Annotated in this window: 13 protein-coding genes; 3 read left to right on the forward strand and 10 right to left on the reverse strand. The window is 63.6% G+C overall.

Annotated elements, in window-relative coordinates:
- Positions 1–47: 47 nt before the first annotated feature.
- Positions 48–1,301: an NAD(P)/FAD-dependent oxidoreductase gene (locus ACUN0E_RS24690; RefSeq protein ID WP_445568237.1), complete on the forward strand. Its 1,254-nt coding sequence runs from the start codon at positions 48–50 to the stop codon at positions 1,299–1,301.
- Positions 1,302–1,406: 105 nt separating this feature from the next.
- Here the strand turns inward: ACUN0E_RS24690 and guaD are convergent, their stop codons facing one another.
- From guaD to ACUN0E_RS24740, 10 genes are all read right to left on the reverse strand, one after another.
- Entirely contained in the window at positions 1,407–2,771 is a 1,365-nt protein-coding gene (gene guaD, locus ACUN0E_RS24695) for a guanine deaminase (protein WP_408222438.1), read from the reverse strand.
- Between the two features lie 105 nt (positions 2,772–2,876).
- Entirely contained in the window at positions 2,877–3,929 is a 1,053-nt protein-coding gene (locus ACUN0E_RS24700; protein ID WP_445568238.1) for an adenosine deaminase, read from the reverse strand.
- A gap of 96 nt (positions 3,930–4,025) precedes the next feature.
- Positions 4,026–5,039 carry a xanthine dehydrogenase accessory protein XdhC gene (gene xdhC, locus ACUN0E_RS24705; protein WP_445568239.1) on the reverse strand — a complete coding sequence of 338 codons (1,014 nt, stop codon included), beginning with the start codon at positions 5,037–5,039 and terminating at the stop codon, positions 4,026–4,028.
- A gap of 97 nt (positions 5,040–5,136) precedes the next feature.
- Positions 5,137–7,572, reverse strand: coding sequence for a xanthine dehydrogenase molybdopterin binding subunit (gene xdhB, locus ACUN0E_RS24710; protein WP_445568240.1), 2,436 nt, complete (start codon positions 7,570–7,572; stop codon positions 5,137–5,139).
- Complete coding sequence (xdhA, locus tag ACUN0E_RS24715) at positions 7,572–9,119, reverse strand: xanthine dehydrogenase small subunit (protein ID WP_445568241.1); 1,548 nt, start codon at positions 9,117–9,119, stop codon at positions 7,572–7,574. The genes xdhB and xdhA overlap by 1 nt, the downstream gene beginning before the upstream one ends.
- A 495-nt stretch (positions 9,120–9,614) precedes the next feature.
- Positions 9,615–10,124 carry a disulfide bond formation protein B gene (locus ACUN0E_RS24720; RefSeq protein WP_153134790.1) on the reverse strand — a complete coding sequence of 170 codons (510 nt, stop codon included), beginning with the start codon at positions 10,122–10,124 and terminating at the stop codon, positions 9,615–9,617.
- Positions 10,125–10,245: 121 nt separating this feature from the next.
- Positions 10,246–11,625 carry an amidase gene (locus tag ACUN0E_RS24725; RefSeq protein WP_445570513.1) on the reverse strand — a complete coding sequence of 460 codons (1,380 nt, stop codon included), beginning with the start codon at positions 11,623–11,625 and terminating at the stop codon, positions 10,246–10,248.
- A 125-nt stretch (positions 11,626–11,750) separates the two neighbouring features.
- Positions 11,751–12,431 (reverse strand): GntR family transcriptional regulator, encoded by a 681-nt coding sequence (locus ACUN0E_RS24730; protein ID WP_445568242.1) that lies wholly within the window; start codon positions 12,429–12,431, stop codon positions 11,751–11,753.
- Between the two features lie 142 nt (positions 12,432–12,573).
- On the reverse strand, positions 12,574–13,926 hold the full coding sequence (locus tag ACUN0E_RS24735) for an MFS transporter (protein ID WP_445568243.1): 1,353 nt from the start codon (positions 13,924–13,926) through the stop codon (positions 12,574–12,576).
- Positions 13,927–13,933: 7 nt separating this feature from the next.
- Entirely contained in the window at positions 13,934–14,623 is a 690-nt protein-coding gene (locus tag ACUN0E_RS24740; protein ID WP_408222424.1) for a DUF2848 domain-containing protein, read from the reverse strand.
- Between the two features lie 209 nt (positions 14,624–14,832).
- On the opposite strand from ACUN0E_RS24740, the gene ACUN0E_RS24745 reads away from it, so the two are divergent.
- A complete protein-coding gene (locus ACUN0E_RS24745; RefSeq protein WP_408388542.1) occupies positions 14,833–16,590 on the forward strand; it encodes a cation:proton antiporter in 1,758 nt (585 codons plus the stop codon).
- Positions 16,591–16,718: 128 nt separating this feature from the next.
- The gene (locus tag ACUN0E_RS24750; protein WP_445568244.1) at positions 16,719–18,242 is read left to right on the forward strand and encodes a gamma-glutamyl-gamma-aminobutyrate hydrolase family protein; all 1,524 of its coding nucleotides are present in this window, start codon (positions 16,719–16,721) and stop codon (positions 18,240–18,242) included.
- The last annotated feature ends 296 nt before the right edge of the window (positions 18,243–18,538 follow it).

The raw sequence follows: 18,538 nt of genomic DNA on the forward strand, positions 1-18,538 counted from the left end.
GGATGCAGCGTAACGCTGTTAAGAGCAAGCAAACGATTGAGGCAACCTTGAGTACACATTCGTCAAAGCGCGTAAACGTCGACGTGGCGATCATCGGTGCGGGTCCGGCGGGCGCGGTTGCGGCGGCGCTGTTGCGTCGGGCGGGCCGCTCGGTGCTGGTGCTGGAGCGCCAGCATTTTCCGCGCTTCTCGATCGGCGAAAGTCTGCTGCCGCAAAGCATGGCGTACCTCGAAGAGGCCGGCATGCTGCAGGCGGTGGTCGAAGCGGGTTTCCAGTACAAGAACGGCGCGCATTTCGTTTACCGTGGCCAGTCGTCGGCGTTCGACTTTCGCGACAAACATTCACCGGGTTGGGGCACCACGTACCAGGTTGAGCGTGCGGTATTCGACGATATTCTGATTCGCTGCGCGGCAGAGCAGGGCGCCGACGTGCGTTTCGGCCACACAGTCCGCGCAATGCAAACCGGTGAAAACGGCAACAAGCCGGTGCTCGACGTAATCGACGATGCGGACAACGGGTATGAAGTCGAAGCGCGCTTCGTGTTCGACGCGAGCGGCTTTGGCCGCGTGCTGCCGCGCTTGCTGAACCTGGAAGCGCCCACGCGCATGCCGACCCGTGCCGCGATCTTCACGCATGTGCAGGACGGCATTCCGGCCGGTGCGACCGACCGCAACAAGATCTGCGTGGCGACGCACCCGGAGCGCCGCGACGTGTGGTTCTGGATGATTCCGCTGGCGGGCGGCCGCTCGTCGGTGGGTTGCGTCGCCGAGGCCAGTTTTCTCGATGTGCCGGAAGCCGGGCGCGACGCGAAACTCCGTGCGTTGATCCAGCAGGAGCCGACACTCGGGCCGTTGATCGGTAACGCGCCGTTCCTGATGCCGGCGCGTCATATCGGCGGCTACGCGGCGAACGTCGAGCGTTTGCACGGACCGGGCTACGCGTTGCTCGGCAATGCGGGCGAATTTCTCGATCCGGTGTTCTCGTCCGGCGTGACGATTGCGCTGCGTTCCGCGCATCTCGCGGTGCACACGTTGAACCGGCAACTGGATGGCGAGCCGATCGACTGGTCGGCCGATTACGACGTGCCGTTGCGTAAGGGGATCGATACGTTCCGTGCTTTCGTCGAGCGCTGGTACACGGGCGAGCTGCAGGACATCATTTTCTACCCGGACCAGACGCCGTTGATTCGCCGCATGATCAGCGCGGTGCTGGCGGGTTACGCGTGGGATGAATCGAATCCCTATGTCGCCGATCCGGTGCGGCGGCTGAATGCGCTGCACGACGTGTGCACTTACCTTTGATCGGGCTGCACGGCATGAGCAAATGAAAACGGCGCTTCTTGAAAGAAGCGCCGTTTTCTATTCAACCGCCTGAATCACCAATCAGGAGTCGGATCGGAAATCCAGTCAAGCCGCGATCTTCGCGACGCGCGACGCATGTTGACGCACGTCGTCGCGACGATGCACGCGCTTGCCCGCCGCATACGTTTCGTAGATCGCGCGGTCGTCGCCGAGCAGCGCGAACGCGAACAGCAGTTCTTCGAGCGATTCGGTGCGCGCGGTACGGCGCGCGAGAAGCGGTGTGGCTTGCGGATCGAGCACGACGAAGTCGGCTTCCGACTTCGGCTTCAACGTGCCCACCTTGTCGGCCAGATCGAGTGCTTCGGCTGCGCCTGCGGTGGCCAGATAGAACATCCGCGTGGCCGTCAGATGATGGCCGGTCAGACGCGCGACCTTGTGCGCTTCGTTCATGGTTTGCAGCATTGAGAATGACGTGCCGCCGCCGACGTCCGTTGCCAGCGCGATCGGCATGCCTGCTTCGTCGGCCTTGTCGAAGTCGAACAGGCCGCTCCCGAGGAACAGGTTCGAAGTCGGGCAGTGCGAGGCGACCGTGCCGGTTTGCGCCATGCGCTTGCGGTCTTCCTCGTCGAGGTAGATGCAATGGCCGTACACCGCACGGCGGCGCAGCAGACCGTAGTGATCGTAGATGTCCAGATAGCTGCGGTGGCCCGGGAACAGATCGGCGACCCATTTCACTTCGTCGGTATTCTCGGCGACGTGGCTCTGGATGAAGATGTCCGGATGCTTGCCCGCCAGCACGCCGCACGCTTCGAGTTGCGCTTCGGTCGAAGTCGGTGCGAAACGCGGCGTGAGCGCGTACATCTGGCGGCCACGGTTGTGCCAGCGGCCGATCAGCTCGGCGCTGTCGTCATAGCCCGATTGCGCGGTGTCGCGCAGGAACTCGGGGCAATTGCGGTCCATCAGCACCTTGCCGGCCACCATGCGCAGATTGCGTGCTTCGCTTTCGGTGAAGAGCGCGTCGGCCGATTCCTTGTGGACCGTGCAATACACGAGCGCCGTGGTCGTACCGCAAGCCAGCAGTTCCTCGACGAAGAAGCTCGCCGTATCGCGCGCATACGCCGGATCGGTGAAGCGGCGCTCGGTCGGGAACGTGTACGTGTCGAGCCACGGCAAGAGCCCCGGCGCCGGCGACGCGATCATGTCGGTTTGCGGATAGTGAATGTGCGTATCGATGAAACCCGGCACGATCAGCTTGTCGCGCATCTCCTGCACCTGGGTGCCCGGCGCGAGTTGCGACGCGAGCGCGGCATAGGCGCCCGCTGCGACGACATGGCCGTCTTCGACGATCAGCAAACCGTCCTCGTTAAAGACAGCCGCGTTGGGCGATTGCGCAGGATCGCCGTTGAAGGTCAGCAGTTGTGCGCGGAATGCTGATTGGGCGGGTTTGGCTGATTGTGCCGAGTGAGTCATGAAAAACCGTCTCCGTATTTGTGAGGAGCTAAACAGCGCGGACGGCGACTTGATTCTGGCTCTGAAACAAACCCATGCCGCCGTCGGCTGTCATTCGTTGGCCCGTCAATGCGGGCCGCTTGGGTGCCAGTACGCGTCGAGCTTTGCGATCAGTTCGCTGCGTTGCCCGGGCGTGACGAACGACGCTTCGAAGCTGTTGCGGATGATCGTGTAGACCTCGGCATCGTTGAGCTTCAACGCGTCGATGGTGGCGAAATAGTTGGCGTTCACGTAGCCGCCGAAATAAGCCGGATCGTCGGAATTTACCGTGACGGCGACGCCGCGATCGAGCAGGTCCTTCAGTGTGTGCTTGGTCAGGTCGTCGAACACGCAGAGCTTGAGATTCGACAGCGGGCACACGGTCAGCGCGACGCGCGAATCGGCGAGTCGCGTGACAAGCGCCGGATCTTCGATGCTGCGCACGCCGTGGTCGACGCGGTCCACTTTCAGCAGATCGAGCGCTTCGTAGATATACGACGGCGGGCCTTCTTCACCCGCATGCGCGACCAGTTTCAGACCGAGCGCGCGTGCCTGGGCGAATACGCGTTCGAACTTCGAAGGCGGATGGCCACGTTCCGACGAATCGAGACCCACGCCGATCAGGCGATGCTTGTACTGCTCGAACAGCGGCCGTGCTTCTTCGAACGTGGCGAGCGCGTCTTCTTCCGATAGATGGCGCAGGAAACACAGAATCAGCTTGCTCGTCATGCCGCGCTGTTCCGCATCGGCCAACGCGCGATCAATGCCGGCAACGACAGTTGCGATCGGCACGCCACGTTCAGTGTGCGTCTGCGGATCGAAGAAGATTTCGCTGTGGATCACGTTGTCGGCGAGGCAGCGTTCGACGTACGCCGTCGTCATATCGTAGAAGTCCTGCTCGTGCAGCAGCACACTTGCGCCGGCGTAGTAGATGTCGAGGAACGATTGCAGGTCGGTGAATGCGTACGCGGCGCGCAAGGCTTCGATCGAGTCGTAGGCAAGTTTCACGCCGTTGCGCTCGGCGAGCGCGAAGATCAACTCGGGTTCGAGCGAACCTTCAATATGGATGTGCAACTCGGCCTTCGGTGCACGAGCGGCTTTCTCAATGAGTGCCGTGGGGGTAGCGGTCGTTGTATTCATGGTCGGTCAGAAGTTCGTTGGAGTCGTTTCGCGCCGGATGCCGGCTGCAGGACAGGACGCAATCGCTGTGGGGCGGCAGGTCGATTGTGCGGCAAATCAGACCGTCTGCGCCGCATGCGCGCCCGCATTCGCCTCCACTGCCTGCAACACCTGGGCGGCCGCCGAGATCGCAATGATCTCCGGCGACTTGTCGACGATACCGTCGACACCAAGCGGACACTTCATCCGCGCAATCTGCGACGGATCGATGCCATGCGCGGCCAGCCGATGTTCGAACTGCTTGCGCTTGCTATGCGAGCCGATCATGCCGAAGAACGCGAAATCGCCGCGCCGCAGAATGCGCTCGGCCAACTCGAGATCGAGCGCGTGGTTATGCGTCATCACGATGAAGTACGTGTGCGGCGCGGCCTGGTCGATGGCTTCATCAGGCGCGTCGTTCGGATCGATCTTCACGTTCGGTGCATGCAAGGTTTCCGCGGGTGGAAACTGCGCGTCGCGCTCGTCGACCCAGCGCACGGTGCAAGGCAGCGTGGCGAGCACGCGAACCAGCGCGGCGCCCACGTGACCGGCGCCGAACAGCACGACCTGGAAATCGCCTGGCGCGATGGTTTCGGTGAGCAGCGCGCCGCTGTCGTCGAAACCGGCGCCGTCCCACAGCAGGCAGTCGGAGGCATCCACACCCGGTTCAGGGTCGGACAGCATCACCGCATCCGGTGCGGGGCCGAATGATACGCTACGTACCGTCGAAAGACCCGCGGCCACGCGTTTCGCGAGCGACGTGATCCAGCCGAGGTCGCCGATGTCGAGGCGCTCAAAGGCGAGAATCACGGCGCCGCCGCAGCATTGACCGAGACTGGGGCCAAGCGCGAAGCGTTCGAGGCGGCGCATATGCGGTGAGCGCATGCCGTCGCGCAGCACCTGGCGTGCGGTCTCGATGGCTTTCCATTCGAGGTGTCCGCCACCGATCGTGTGCTTGGCCGAATCGCGTGTGACGATCATCTTGGTGCCGGCTTCACGGGGCGCCGAACCTTCGACGCGCGCGACCGTCACCAGCACGGCGGCGTCGCCGTGCGCGAGCAGTTGTTGCAGGTCAGGTAGCCAGGCTTGCATCCGGCGTTTCTCCATACGTGGCCGCGCGGGGTATCCGTGCGGCCGGTTGAGCGTGGCGCGGCGCGTTCGTGTCGCGCCGGGCCTTGCGTGAAGTTGCTTAAATGATAGGGGTTGCGGTTGTGATCGTTATGGCCGCTTCCGTCGATTGTCCGGCTGAGTGTTCCGTTGTCGTCACGGGCGATTGCAGCGCGTCCAGCGCATCGAGAATCGCCTCGGGCGTCGCCGGCGCGCGCAACTGTGGCGCATTTTCCGCGTCCGGCACCGCAGCCGCGATCGCATCGCGAATCGCGAGGAACACCGAGAACGGCAGCAGCAGCGGAGGCTCGCCCACGGCCTTCGAATGAAACACGGTCGGCTCGGCGTTCTGATTCTGATATAGCTGCACGTTGAACGCCGCGGGGGTATCGCTGACGGCGGGAATCTTGTACGTCGACGGCGCGTGCGTCATCAGGCGGCCATCGCGGTTCCACCACAATTCTTCCGTGGTGAGCCAACCCATGCCCTGGATAAAGCCGCCTTCCACCTGGCCGATATCGATCGCCGGATTGATCGACTGGCCGGCGTCGTGCAACACGTCCGCGCGCACCAGTTTCCATTCGCCCGTCAGCGTGTCGATCACCACTTCCGACACCGCCGCGCCGTACGCAAAGTAGTAAAACGGATGACCGGTCAGCGTTTTCGCATCCCAGTGCACTTTCGGCGTCGTATAGAAACCGTCCGACCACAACTGCACGCGCGCCAGATACGCTGCGGCGACCAATTGCTCGAACGGCATTGCACCGCCGTTCACCGACACTTCACTGTTGGCGAATTCCACCGCGTCGGCGGTACCGCCAAGTTGCTTCGCGGCGAGTTTGGCGAGCCTTGCGCGAATGGTCCTGGCAGCGGCTTCGGCGGCTTTGCCGTTCAGGTCGCTGCCGGTGGAGGCGGCGGTCGCCGAGGTGTTGGCGATCTTCGACGTATCGGTTGCTGTCACGCGCACGCGCGATAGCGGTAAGCCGAGCTGGTTCGCGACGACTTGCGCGACCTTCGTATTGAGCCCCTGGCCCATTTCGGTGCCGCCGTGATTGACGAGTACCGAACCGTCTTTGTACACGTGCACCAGTGCGCCAGCCTGATTCAGAAACGGCACGTTGAACGAGATGCCGAACTTCACCGGCGAGAACGCGAGGCCGCGTTTGAGCACCGGACTTTTCGCATTGAAGGCGGCGATTGCTTCGCGGCGCGCGCGGTACTCGCTGGTTTCAAGCAATTCGTCGGTGAGCGGCGCGATGATGTTGTCTTCGACGCGTTGTCCGTACGGCGTCGTGTCGCGCTCGCCGATACCGTAGTAGTTGGCGAGCCGCACATCGAGCGGATCGCACTTCAATTGACGGGCGATGCTGTCGAGCATCACTTCCATCACCAGCGCGCCTTGCGGGCCGCCGAAGCCGCGGAATGCGGTGTTCGATTGCGTATTCGTCTTGCAGCACAGCGCGACGATGTCGACGTCGGACAGGTAGTACGCGTTGTCGAAGTGACAGACGGCACGGGTCGCGACCGCACCGGACAAGTCAGCGGAATAGCCGGCCCTCAAGGCGATTTCAACGCGCGCGCCGAGGATTCGGCCGCTATCGTCAAAGCCCGCTTCGTACTCGTAGACCGCGTCGTGCCGCTTGCCAGTGATCATGAAATCGTCGTCACGGTCGGCACGCAGTTTGACCGGGCGGCGCAGCAGCTTCGCCGCCAACGATGCCACGCACGCGAACACCGCCGATTGCGATTCCTTGCCGCCGAAGCCGCCACCCATGCGCCGGCATTCGCACACGACGTTGTGCGCCGGCCAGCCGAGCATATGCGCGACGACCTGCTGCATTTCGCTCGGATGCTGTGTCGAACTGTAGACGAGCATGCCGTCCATTTCCTTCGGCACGGCGTACGCGATCTGGCCTTCGAGATAAAACTGTTCCTGGCCGCCCACTTCGAACGTGCCGCTGATTTTGTGCGGTGCGGCTGCGATCTTCGCGTCGGGCTCGCCACGTTTCAGATGCAGCGGCGGCAGGACGAACTGCTTATTGGCTTTCGCTTCAGCGGGTGTGAGGATGACCTCGAGCGGTTCATATCGCACAACGTCATCGCTTTTCGCCAGCGCAGCGGCGCGGCGGGCGAGCTCATGACTTTCGGCGATTACCGCGAAAACCGGTTGGCCGAGATACAGCACTTCGTCTATGGCGAGAATCGGATCGTCGTGCAGCACCGGGCCGCAATTGTTCTCACCCGGGATGTCTTCAGCGGTCAATACGGCGATCACGCCAGGTGCTTTCCTTACCGCGTCCAGGTCGAGCGACACGATCCGCGCGTGTGCGTGCCGCGAGAGTCCAAGCGCTGCGTGCAGCGTGCCTTGCAATTCGGGGATGTCGTCGGTGTAGGTGGCTTCACCGCTCACATGCAGCGCGGCCGATTCGTGCGGCAAGGAGACGCCGATCGCCGTCTCGCTCTCCTGAGCGGCGGCGTGCTTTGCAGCATGTTCGACGAAAGCATCGGTCCGGTTCATCACGACGACTCCTTCGCAACGACCACGTCCGGCGCGTCGGCTTCGTACGCGAACGCATTCACGTCGAAAAGGGCGAGCGGCGCGTCATCGCGCGTTTCGAGATGGAAGCGCCACAGCAGATTGCGCGCCACCTTCAGTCGATAGGCGCTCGAGGCGCGCATGTCGGTGAGCGGCTGGTAATCGGCGACGAGTGCGTTCATGGCCTGCCGCGCGGTGCTTTCGTCCCATATTGCGCCGTTTAGCGCAGCTTCGGTTTGGGCGGCGCGTTTAGGCGTCGCGGCCATACCGCCGAACGCGATGCGGGCCTCCCTGATCGCGCCGTTTTCGCCGATGTGCAGCGCGAACGCGGCGCAAACCGCGGAGATGTCCTGATCGTAGCGCTTCGATACTTTGTACGTGCGGAAACGCAGATCGCGCGCCGGACGTGGCACGCGCAGCGCCGCGACGAATTCACCGGTCGCGAGCGCGGTCTTCTGGTAGCCGAGATAGAAGGCGTCGAGCGCAAGCGCGCGGGTTTTGGTGTCGTGGCGCAGCACGACTTCAGCGCCAAGTGCGAGCAGCGCCGGCATCGAATCGCCAATCGGCGAGCCGTTCGCGACGTTGCCGCCGAGCGTGCCGGCGTTGCGGATCGGCAGCGACGCGAAGCGCGTCCACAGTTCGGCCAGTTCGGGATAGTCGGCGGCGAGTGTCGCGTAGGCATCTTCGAGCGTGACGGCGGCGCCGATCGTCAGCGTTTGCGCATCGCGTTCGATCGTCTTCAATTCGGCGACGTTGCCGATGTACAGGATGTCGCCGAGGTCGCGGAACTGCTTGGTGACCCATAGCCCGACGTCGGTGCTGCCGGCCAGCAGGCGCGCTTGAGGATGCTCCGCGCGCAGTTTGGCGAACGCAGCGAGCGTGACCGGCGCATGGAAGGTGGGCGAGCCGAATTCGGCTCCGCGCGTATCGGGCGCGCTGTATTCGAAGGTGTCGCGGCGCTGGATCTCGCGCAGCTTGCCGGCGACCGCCTTGCGGTCCAGCGTCACACGCGGGTATTGCGGGTAGTCGAACATCTTCTGCGATGCGTCGACGATTGGCCGGTAGCCGGTGCAGCGGCATAGGTTACCGGACAGCGCGGCATTGATTTCATCGCGGGTGGGCAGGCCGGCGGCGGCCGGCTGGTTTTCGTACAACGCCCACATCGACATCACAAAGCCGGGCGTGCAGAAACCGCACTGCGAGCCGTGGCAATCGACCATGGCCTGTTGTACGGGGTGCAGGGCGCCGTCGGCGGCGCGCAGGTCTTCGACGGTGAAGAGGGCTTTGCCGTCCAGCGTCGGCAGGAACTGAATACAGGCGTTGACCGCTTTCAACGCGACGCCGCCTTGCGCATCCAGTTCGCCGATGACCACGGTGCAGGCGCCGCAGTCGCCTTCCGCGCAGCCTTCCTTGGTGCCCGTGCAATGCAAATCTTCGCGCAGGTGCTGAAGCACGGTGCGCGACGCCGGGATGCCCGCGACCTCACGGACGGACCCCTGGTGATAAAAGCGGATGGTTTGCGTTGTCATGGCGAATTCGAAAGACAGTGCGGACCGGGCGCGCGTTACGCATGGGGTCGCGCCAAAGCCGGCCTCGCGCACGTAGATCGCCATCCAGGTCCGAGGTTAGCACTCCCTCGTCTCGAAAATATTTCCCAACTCGCATGAAGCTTATTCGGAAGCGGTCATGAGATAAGTACGATTCGCGCCAAGGCGGGAAGTTGCGTGAGGCGGGGCGGATTGGGGAAAACGAGGCGGGGCGGGGGACTTGGCGGGCCCGTGGGCGCTACTTGCGGTGCACAAGGCGTCGCAAGAGGGGCGCGCCTATGACTCGGTATTGACGCACGCCATTAGCGTGTTCCTGTCGCAAAAACGATGCGCAGCGCTTGCTGGCAGGCCACCTGAGGGTTGGCACAGTCGAATCCGTGGGGCCGGCGCCGATGCGAAAACGCCGGCCTTCGAGCCGCCGTGACAGACGGTGCAAAGGCCGGCGCGAGACCAGTTACCTTAATTGGAACAGTTCGATCAGGCGAACCGGCGGCGATTCTTAGCCAGGCTCAGCGCCAGCGGCACGAAAGCCACCACGAAAGCGACCAGCGACCAGGTGGGCAGCGAGAGGCCCAGAATCGGCGGATAGGCCGTTTCGCAGAGGCCGGCGACCTTGAAGACACCGGGCAGCCAGTGCGCGGGCGGCAAGCTGTCGACCACCGGCTGCAACGCGTCGAAACCGCAACTGAAGCCCGGATTCGCCTGGACATACACGTGCCGTGCGGCCGTTACGATGCCGCCCAGTGCCGACAGGGCCGCCAGCACTTCCAGCAGACGCACGCCGCGCCAACTGTTGAAGCGCGCGCCGAGGAACGCAAAAATCGCGATCAGCAGGAAGAAATAGCGCTGGATGATGCACAGCGGACACGGGTCTTCGTGTAGCCCGTATTGCAGATACAGCGCGCCGGCGACGAGGCCGACGCAGATCAGGCCAAGCAGAACCAGCAGGGAGCGCTCGCGGCGCAGCATCGCATTGTCGTTATTCATGGATCGTGTGGCTGTCTGGAAACGGAAGGGGCGGGTGCCCGCGATTCTAGCGCGAACCCCCGCCCTGGCGCTTATCGCGCTTTTAAGTCGCAATCCCGCTCAGTGTCTGCTCGGGTCCCGATCAGCGAATTGCTTTGAGCACCGCTTCGGCGCCGCGGCCGATTGCCAGCAGGGCGTCGTCGGCGTGGGGGGCGCCTGCCAGCATCAGGCCGACCGGCGCGTCGCCACGTAGATGGCAGGGCAGCGACAGTGCGCAGGTGTCGAGGAAGTTGAACGCGCTCGGATTGCGCAGGATCAACGCGTTGGTGCGGCCAAATGCGTCGTCGTCGTGGATCAGATCGGCCACGCGCGGCGGCACCACCGGCACGGTGGGCGCGATAACCGCGTCGAAACGCTGCCACAGCGTGCGCGCGGCTTCGTCGAGCATGGCCTGGCGTTCGGCAAGCAGGTCTAGATAGTCGGCGGCGCTGGCGGGTTGGCCCTTCAGGATGCGTACCAGCACGCGCGGATCGTACTGCTCGCGGTGCTTCTCCAGCAGCGGACGGTGCCATGCATACGCTTCGATCGGCGAAAAGCCGAAGCGGTTGATCTCGTGCAGACGGTCGAGCGGCGCGAAGCGCACTTCGGTGACGATCGCGCCGGCCGCTTCCAGATGCTTGAGCGCCGTGTCGATCGCGGCGGCGACTGCCGGTTCGACGCCGTCGGTAACGAAATTAGTCAATACGCCCAGGCGCACGCCTTCGAGCGGCCGGGCCGCCGGGATGCGCGGCTCGAGCCCGGCCAGCATCCGGTCGACCAGCGCGCAGCACGCCACCGAGACGCCGATTGGTCCGAACGAGTCGAGCGTCGGCGAGAGCGGCACGCCGCCTTGCTTCGGGATGCGGTCGGCGGTCGGCTTGAAGCCGGTCAGGCCGCACAGCGCCGCCGGGATGCGGATCGAGCCGCCGGTGTCGGTGCCGAGCGCGATGGCCGCCATGCCGTCCGCGACCGACGCCGCCGCGCCCGACGACGAACCGCCCGAAATCCGCTCGTCGCCCTTCACGCCGCGCTGATACGGCGATAGCGGATGCCCGAAGTGCGGGTTCAGGCCGAGCCCGGAAAACGCGAACTCGCTCATATTGGTGCGCCCGACGATGACCGCGCCCGCCCGTTTCAGACGCGCGACCGCGACCGCGTCCGCTTTGGCGGCGGGCGCGTCGGCCAGCACCACGGAGCCGGCACGCGTCGTCTGACCTTCGATATCGAACAGATCTTTGACCGACACCGGAATCCCGGCGAGCGGCGAGAGGACGGTGCCGGCGGCGCGCAGGCGGTCGTGCGCATCGGCGGCGGCGCGGGCGCTGTCGGCGTCGACGTGCATGAAGGCGACCGCGCCCTGACCGGCCGGATCGGCGATCCGTTCGAGCGCGGTTTCAACGAGCGCGCGACTCGTGGTGCGGCCGGCGGCGAGGTCGGCGGCAAGCTGGGCTAGCGGCGGGAAGGGCGTGAATTCAGTGGCCATGGTGTCGGGAAGCATCCGGTTGAACTGCGTGAAGCCGGTTGGGGTCGCGGTTGGGGTCGCCGCGGTTGATGTCGATTAATTCGTTCAATTAATGCGTTCAATTAGCGGCATCCGATCAGCTTCGATCAGATGCGATTGAAGAGCGTCGCGCGGAACGCTTCGATATGCTTTTGCACCGATTGCCGGGCGCCTTCGGCATCGCGTTCGCGCAGCAGGCGAAACAGTTCCAGATGTTCTTCGTGGACGTCTTCGAGATGATGCGGCTCAGACAGCGAAATGAACCAGAAACGCAGCGAGCGTTCATGCAATCCGCGCAGGATGTCGGCCAGCACCGGGTTGCGTGACGCGGCCGAAATCGCCAGATGAAATTCGCGGTCGATATCCATCATGCCTTCGATATCGTGCGCGGCGACGCAAATTTCCGAGCGGTCGAGCAAGGCCTGCATCGCATCGAAATCGTGTTGCTGCGCGTGGCGCGCAGCCAGTTCGACGCAGTAGCTTTCATTGACGACCCGCACGTCGATGATCGCGAGCACATCGTCGAGCGAAACCGGACGGACCATGATGCCCTTTCTCGGCATGATGGTGAGCATGCCTTCGTGCACCAGCCGGTGCAGCGCCTGATGAACCGGGGTTCTGCCGATGCCGGTCAGCACCATCAACTCCGCTTCGTTGAGCACCTCGCTCGGCCGCAAGCGCATCGTGATGATTTCGCGCTTGACGAAGGCATAGGCCTGCTCGGCGAGACTTGCCGTGGCGGTCTCGCGGGGGGCACTGGAACGGCGGGCAGTCTGCAAAAGCGTCATGTGAAGAGGGCGGCGGGCGATGTCGTCCGCATTGTAGAGCAAGGTTTTACGAGGACGGCGCCTGGTGAGCGCTTGCTCACCGGTGCCGTCTGCGCATGACGCGCCGTCCTCGTGTCACAGCCATCGCGGCAATCATCGCGTATCAGGCGCTGCTCGGCGTCACCGCCGCGGCATGCTGCACCTTGACGCGCGGCATCATCAGCGTGACCAGGCCGCCGACGATCAACGCTCCCGCGATCAGCACCAACCCGAAGGTCACGCTATGCGTCGCATCCTTGACGATGCCGAGCACATACGGGCTCACATAGCCGGCCAGATTCGCAATCGAGTTGATCACGGCGATGCCGGCAACCGCCGCGGTGCCTTGCAGGAACGTGGTGGACATCGACCAGAAGATGCCGAAGCCCGCCAGAATGCCGATATACGCAATCGACAGACCGGTGACGGCGAGCGGAATCGAATTGGTCACCGAGGCGCTGCCGAGCAGGCCCGCCGCGCCGATGAAGCAGCACACGGCGTAGTGCCAGCGCCGTTCGCCCGTAATATCCGACGAGCGGCCGATCAGGATCATGCCGATGCCCGCTGCGAGATAAGGAATCGCGGTGACGAAGCCGTTCGTGACGAGATTCGTGACGCCGAGGTCCTTGACGATCTGCGGCAACCAGAACGAGAAGCCCGCATTGCCGGTGACGAGGCAGAAGTAGATCAGCGTCAGCAGCCAGAAGCGGCTCGAGCGCAACGCCACTCCCAGGCTATGCTCGGCGCCGGCCGCCGCAGCGGCAGTGTTTTCGCGCGAGAGGCGGCTGAGGATCACACGCTTTTCGTCGTCGGTGAGCCAGGCGGCTTCGGCGGGCGTGTTGCGCAACACGGCGAGCGCCCAGAAGCCGGCGAGGATCGACGGAATGCCTTCGATCAGGAACATCCACTGCCAGCCGCGCAAGCCGTGCGCTTCATGCAGCGCCGACATCAGAAAACCCGACAACGGCGCGCCGATAATGCCTGCCACCGGAATCGCCGCCATGAACACGGCGACCATCCGCGCGCGCCGGTCGGACGGAAACCAGAAGGTCAGATACAACACCACGCCCGGCACCAGACCGGCCTCGGCGACGCCGAGGAAAAAGCGCAGCACGTAGAACATCGTTTCCGAGTGCACGAACATCATGAGACACGACAGCAGGCCCCACAGCATCGTGATGCGGGCGATAGTGGCGCGCGCGCCGAACTTCTTCAGCAGCAGATTGCTCGGCACTTCGAACACGAAATAGCCGAAGAAAAAGATTCCCGCGCCGAGTCCGTACGCCGCATTCGAAAGGCCGAGGTCGCCGGTGAACTGCAGCTTCGCGTAACCGATGTTGACGCGGTCCAGGTACGACAACACGTAGACGAGAAACAGGAACGGCATGATGCGCCAGGTGATCTTGCGCAGGGCAGCGGCTTCGAGCCACGCGTCGGAAGACGCGTCAGCGTTGGCGGATAGCGGAGGGGAACTCATGGGTGCCTCATTCGACGATAGGTAACGCGTGCACGCGGTAGGCATGGCGCAGCGTGCGGTTCAGGATGGGGTCGTGCAGTTCGAGTTCCAGCGCGTCGCCGTCGGCCATTCCGACGATACCGCCTTGTACGGCCAGCGTGCCGCAGAACATCGCGGCGCCTTCTGCCACGGGCGCGCGTTCCAGCAGATCGGCGGCCGGCAGCAGTGAAGCGACGCTGCCTTGCTGATAGACGCGCCGCTCGCCGTTGTTTGTCACAGCGAATGCGCGCAGTTCAAGCTGGTCCCAGTGGCCGGCCACGTCGTCGAAACGCCAGGCGTCGCGTGCGACCGGCTTCGGGCAGACCTGTTTCGATACGGTGACGCCGTAGGCCTCGACTTCGCGGTCAGTATGGTCGGAGCCGACGGTGACGAGCAGCCCCGTCTTCGAGCGCACCAGCACGCATTCGGCTTCACCGCTGGACTTCACGCCGACTACGTCGATCTGCCCGGCCTGCGTCAGCAGCTCGGCACCGAGGCGGTAGAAGCAGGGCGTGGTGGACGGCCGCTTCACGCCTAGTTCGGCCAGTTCGGCGATGTGATGCTCGATCGCCGCCTGGTCACGCCCGGCCCAGCCGGCGATCGTCAGACGATTCACTTCGACGATATCGGCGTGGCTGTTGCCGGAACGATCTACAACATTGAAGGACACCTGCTGCATCACTCGACTCCCAAGAAAATATGCGACAAATATTATTGTGATATTTCACAGATGTCCAGCGCGTCAAAAAAGTTTCGGATGGAGCGGCCTGCTGTGCGCCTTGTGACCCGGCCAATCCCAAGCCCTTTCGACGTTTGCGCGATTCGGTGCGTCGCGCGGGTGCGTTACACTGCGTTTTTGAGACATTACTTTTTGTAAGGGACGCATCCATGCATCATGGCATCGGCTTCATTCAGGATCTGGCGGTCGTGATGGCGCTCGCCGGCGTCGTCACCGTGCTGTTCCATCGCCTGAAGCAGCCGGTGGTGCTGGGTTATATCGCCGCGGGCGTGATCATTGGGCCGTACACGCCGCCGTTCCAGTTGATTCACGACGAGCAGACCATCCAGACGCTCGGTGAACTCGGTGTGGTGTTCCTGATGTTTTCGCTCGGGCTCGAATTCAGCTTGCGCAAGCTTTTCAAGGTCGGCGCGACGGCGATCGTCGCGGCGCTTTCCGAAATCGTGCTGATGCTGTGGATCGGTTACGAGATTGGCAGCGCGTTCGGTTGGAGTTCGATGGACTCGTTGTTCCTCGGCGCGATTCTGGCGATCTCGTCGACCACCATCATCGTCAAGGCGCTCTCCGAGTTGGGTCTGAAGCGCGAGAGCTTCGCGCAACTGGTGTTCGGGATTCTGATCGTCGAGGACATTCTCGCCATTGCGATGCTGGTGCTGCTCTCAGGCATTGCGCAGACGGGGCAGTTGAGCGCGGGTGTCGCCGTTGTGACGCTCGGCAAGCTGCTGCTCTTCATGACGGTGTCGCTGGTGGTCGGCATTCTGGTTGTGCCGCGCGCGTTGAACTACGTGGCACGCGCGAAAAGCGACGAAATGCTGCTAGTGTCGGTGCTTGGCTTCTGTTTCGGCTTCTGTCTGCTGGTGGTGAAGCTCGATTACAGCATTGCGCTCGGCGCGTTCCTGATCGGCGCGATCATGGCCGAGTCACGCCATCTGCATCGGATCGAGCACCTGATCGCGCCGTTGCGCGACGCCTTTTCCGCGATCTTCTTCGTGACAATTGGCCTGATGCTGAACCCGGCCGTGCTTGTCGACTACGCATGGCCGATCGCGGTGATTACGGTGGCCGTGATTGTGGGCAAGATCGTTTCCTGCGGGCTGGGTACGTTTCTCGCCGGCAAGGACGGTCGTACGGCGATGCGGGTCGGCATGACCGTCTCGCAGATTGGTGAGTTCTCGTTCATCATCGCCTCGCTCGGTCTGACCTTGAAGGTCACGAGCGCGTTTCTGTATCCGATCGCGGTGGCCGTCTCCGCCTTGACCACGCTTTTCACGCCTTACCTGATTCGCGCCGCCGATCCATTGACGCAGCGCCTCGGCCAGGCGATGCCGCGCACGCTGGCTAACGGGTTCAGCATGTACGGGCAATGGCTGCGCAGTTTGAGCACGGGAACCGGTGAGCCGACGCTGTTCAGCATGACGCGGCGGATCGTTTTGCAGATCGCCATCAATCTTGCTTTGGTCGCGGCGATCTTCCTGACCGTGTCGTATAGCGCGCCTTACACCAGCACCTTGCTCGCACACTGGATGAATTCCGAGCCGATGCAGCGCGTAGTGCTGTGGAGTATCGCGCTGGTGCTGTCGATGCCGTTCCTGGTGGCGGTTTATCGCAAGACCAAGTCGCTCGCGCTGTTGCTCGCCGAGGTGAGCGTGCAGCCGGCGACGGCGGGGCGCTTAACCAGCGCGATCCGTTACGCGATCTCCGACCTGGTGCCGGTGGTTTCGATGGTCGGCGTGTTCTTGCTGGTCGCCGCGCTCTCCGGCGGCATCTTGCCGCCTACGGGCCTCCTGACCGTGGTGCTGGTTTGCGCCGCGTTGCTGCTGGCGCTGGTCTGGCGCTGGTGCGTGAAAATCCACGCGGCGATGCAGATCGCCCTGCGCGAAACTTTCGAGGAACAGCCGGATCCGTAAGTCAGACGGGCCTGCGCCCTAACCCGCAACAATGTGAGCAATTGTGTGCGGGTTTGCGGGGCTTGCCGCGCTAGCGGATAATCAGGGCATATTCATTCGTTCGCGTGGAAGGCGCCTGTCTGACTGTCATGAGCGAAAATAAACCTGAAAACGCCGGCAAGCCCGGCAGCCCGTCGTCGCCTTCGGCGACGCCAACGCCCTCAACGTCCTCAACGACGTCCGGCGCAGCCCCTGGCGCGTCGAAGTCCGACGCCACGCCACCTGAGCCGACGGCTTCGCTACCGCACTCTCACGAAGACTCCGTCCAGTCCCCGATCAGGGAGACGGTGACGCCGCCTGCGGCTTCGACTGCCTCGCCGGCTGCCGAGGAGGCCGCCGTGAGGTCGTCGACCGACAACCCCGGGAGTGCGTCTACCGTCACCCCCGCCGATCCGCAAACGGCGCGTCAACGCGACGCAGCCGAAGCACGCAGTTCGGCGGCTGCGTCAACCGCGCAGCAGGAGGCCGCAGTCCGCGAGCACGCGGCACGCAAGGCGGGATCTGCCGTCAGGAGTCCAGCTTCACGTCCGGCTACGCTCGAAAGCAGCGAACCGCTCGCTGACGAATTGAGCACAGCGGCTGACGAAGCGGCGCTAACGGAAAAGGCGGAAAAAGCGGAACAGCCGGAAGCCGCCGCCGGCCGCCCGGCCGGTTCACCGCCGCCGGGTTTCGGCGCCGCGCCTGATTTCAGTGCATCGAACCCGCCGCCGCCGAACGCGCTGCCGCCGTCGCCGCCACGTTATCTGAAACAAAGCGATTCGGCATGGACCGTGTTCGGCCGCATCATCGCGGCGCGCGCGCGTCAGTTGTTCGATCGCGCCGGTCAGCGGATCACGCAGCGTACGTTGCGCATCGGCGTGTCGGCGCGCATCTTCCACCCGGAGCCGGGCGCGAAGGGCCTACGGGGCAAGACACTGCAATACCTCGAGGAATCGATCGCGCACTGGGTGATGTCGCGCGACGTGCTGGTGTTCATGATTCCGACGGTTGGCCATCAGGGCATGCTGCATCCGAGCAATATCCGTTTGCGCGACTATGCGAAGCATCTCGACGGTCTGCTGCTGCAAGGCGGCGCGGACGTCTCGCCGCAGTCGTACGCGGAACAGGCGACGAGCCCCGAGTGGCCGGGCGACCGCGTGCGTGACATGTACGAACTCGAACTGCTGCATGAGTTCATCGAGTCGGGCAAACCGGTGCTCGGCGTGTGCCGCGGCTGCCAGTTGATCAACGTGGCGTTCGGCGGCACCCTGTACCAGGACATCGCCACCGATGTGCCGACTGCCGGTGCGCACGTCAACGAGAACTACGATCAGCATCGGCACAGCATTCATTTCCCGGACGGCTCGACGCTGGCCAATATGTTTCCGGGCCGCCGCGAAGCGATCGTCAACTCGATTCACCATCAGGCGGTCAAGACGATCGGCCGCGATTTGAATATCGAGGCGGTGTCGGCGTCGGACGGCATCATTGAGGCTGTCCGCTACCGGCGTGCGCCGTTCGTGATGGGCGTGCAGTGGCATCCGGAGTTTCATCGCGCGGGCGGTCCGGAGTTGCTCGATTGCACGCCGTTGCTCGATACGTTCCTGCGGGTGGCGCGCGAAACGCGGTTCTGAGGCCGCGTCTTTAAGCCGGGCTTTCGAGTCCGATTTTTTACGGGTGCATGCTGTTGTGCATGGGTTCGCGCAACGCTCAAGCCGGCGCGCTTTGGGGGGATGTTTTCTCTCGCGCCGGTTTTCCACTTGTGTTCGCTCCGCTATGGTCCTATCTCCATATCTCCGCTCTGCTTGATGTTGGATTCATGTGAATGCCATGCAGATTGGGAAACGTCCGCATGAGTCAAATTGTTGCGTTTTTGTCTTATCTGAAATCTTTTATTTCTCGACTGGCGCGTCCATCCAGCCAAATCGTT

Source organism: Paraburkholderia sp. D1E, assembly GCF_052682275.1.

Bases quoted from the DNA above. Each gene is read 5' to 3' on its own strand.
- guaD (WP_408222438.1), bottom strand. From the start codon at position 2,771: ATGACTCACTCGGCACAATCAGCCAAACCCGCCCAATCAGCATTCCGC.
- ACUN0E_RS24700 (WP_445568238.1), bottom strand. From the start codon at position 3,929: ATGAATACAACGACCGCTACCCCCACGGCACTCATTGAGAAAGCCGCT.
- xdhC (WP_445568239.1), bottom strand. From the start codon at position 5,039: ATGCAAGCCTGGCTACCTGACCTGCAACAACTGCTCGCGCACGGCGAC.
- xdhB (WP_445568240.1), bottom strand. From the start codon at position 7,572: ATGAACCGGACCGATGCTTTCGTCGAACATGCTGCAAAGCACGCCGCC.
- xdhA (WP_445568241.1), bottom strand. From the start codon at position 9,119: ATGACAACGCAAACCATCCGCTTTTATCACCAGGGGTCCGTCCGTGAG.
- ACUN0E_RS24720 (WP_153134790.1), bottom strand. From the start codon at position 10,124: ATGAATAACGACAATGCGATGCTGCGCCGCGAGCGCTCCCTGCTGGTT.
- ACUN0E_RS24725 (WP_445570513.1), bottom strand. From the start codon at position 11,625: ATGGCCACTGAATTCACGCCCTTCCCGCCGCTAGCCCAGCTTGCCGCC.
- ACUN0E_RS24730 (WP_445568242.1), bottom strand. From the start codon at position 12,431: ATGACGCTTTTGCAGACTGCCCGCCGTTCCAGTGCCCCCCGCGAGACC.
- ACUN0E_RS24735 (WP_445568243.1), bottom strand. From the start codon at position 13,926: ATGAGTTCCCCTCCGCTATCCGCCAACGCTGACGCGTCTTCCGACGCG.
- ACUN0E_RS24740 (WP_408222424.1), bottom strand. From the start codon at position 14,623: ATGCAGCAGGTGTCCTTCAATGTTGTAGATCGTTCCGGCAACAGCCAC.
- ACUN0E_RS24745 (WP_408388542.1), top strand. From the start codon at position 14,833: ATGCATCATGGCATCGGCTTCATTCAGGATCTGGCGGTCGTGATGGCG.
- ACUN0E_RS24750 (WP_445568244.1), top strand. From the start codon at position 16,719: ATGAGCGAAAATAAACCTGAAAACGCCGGCAAGCCCGGCAGCCCGTCG.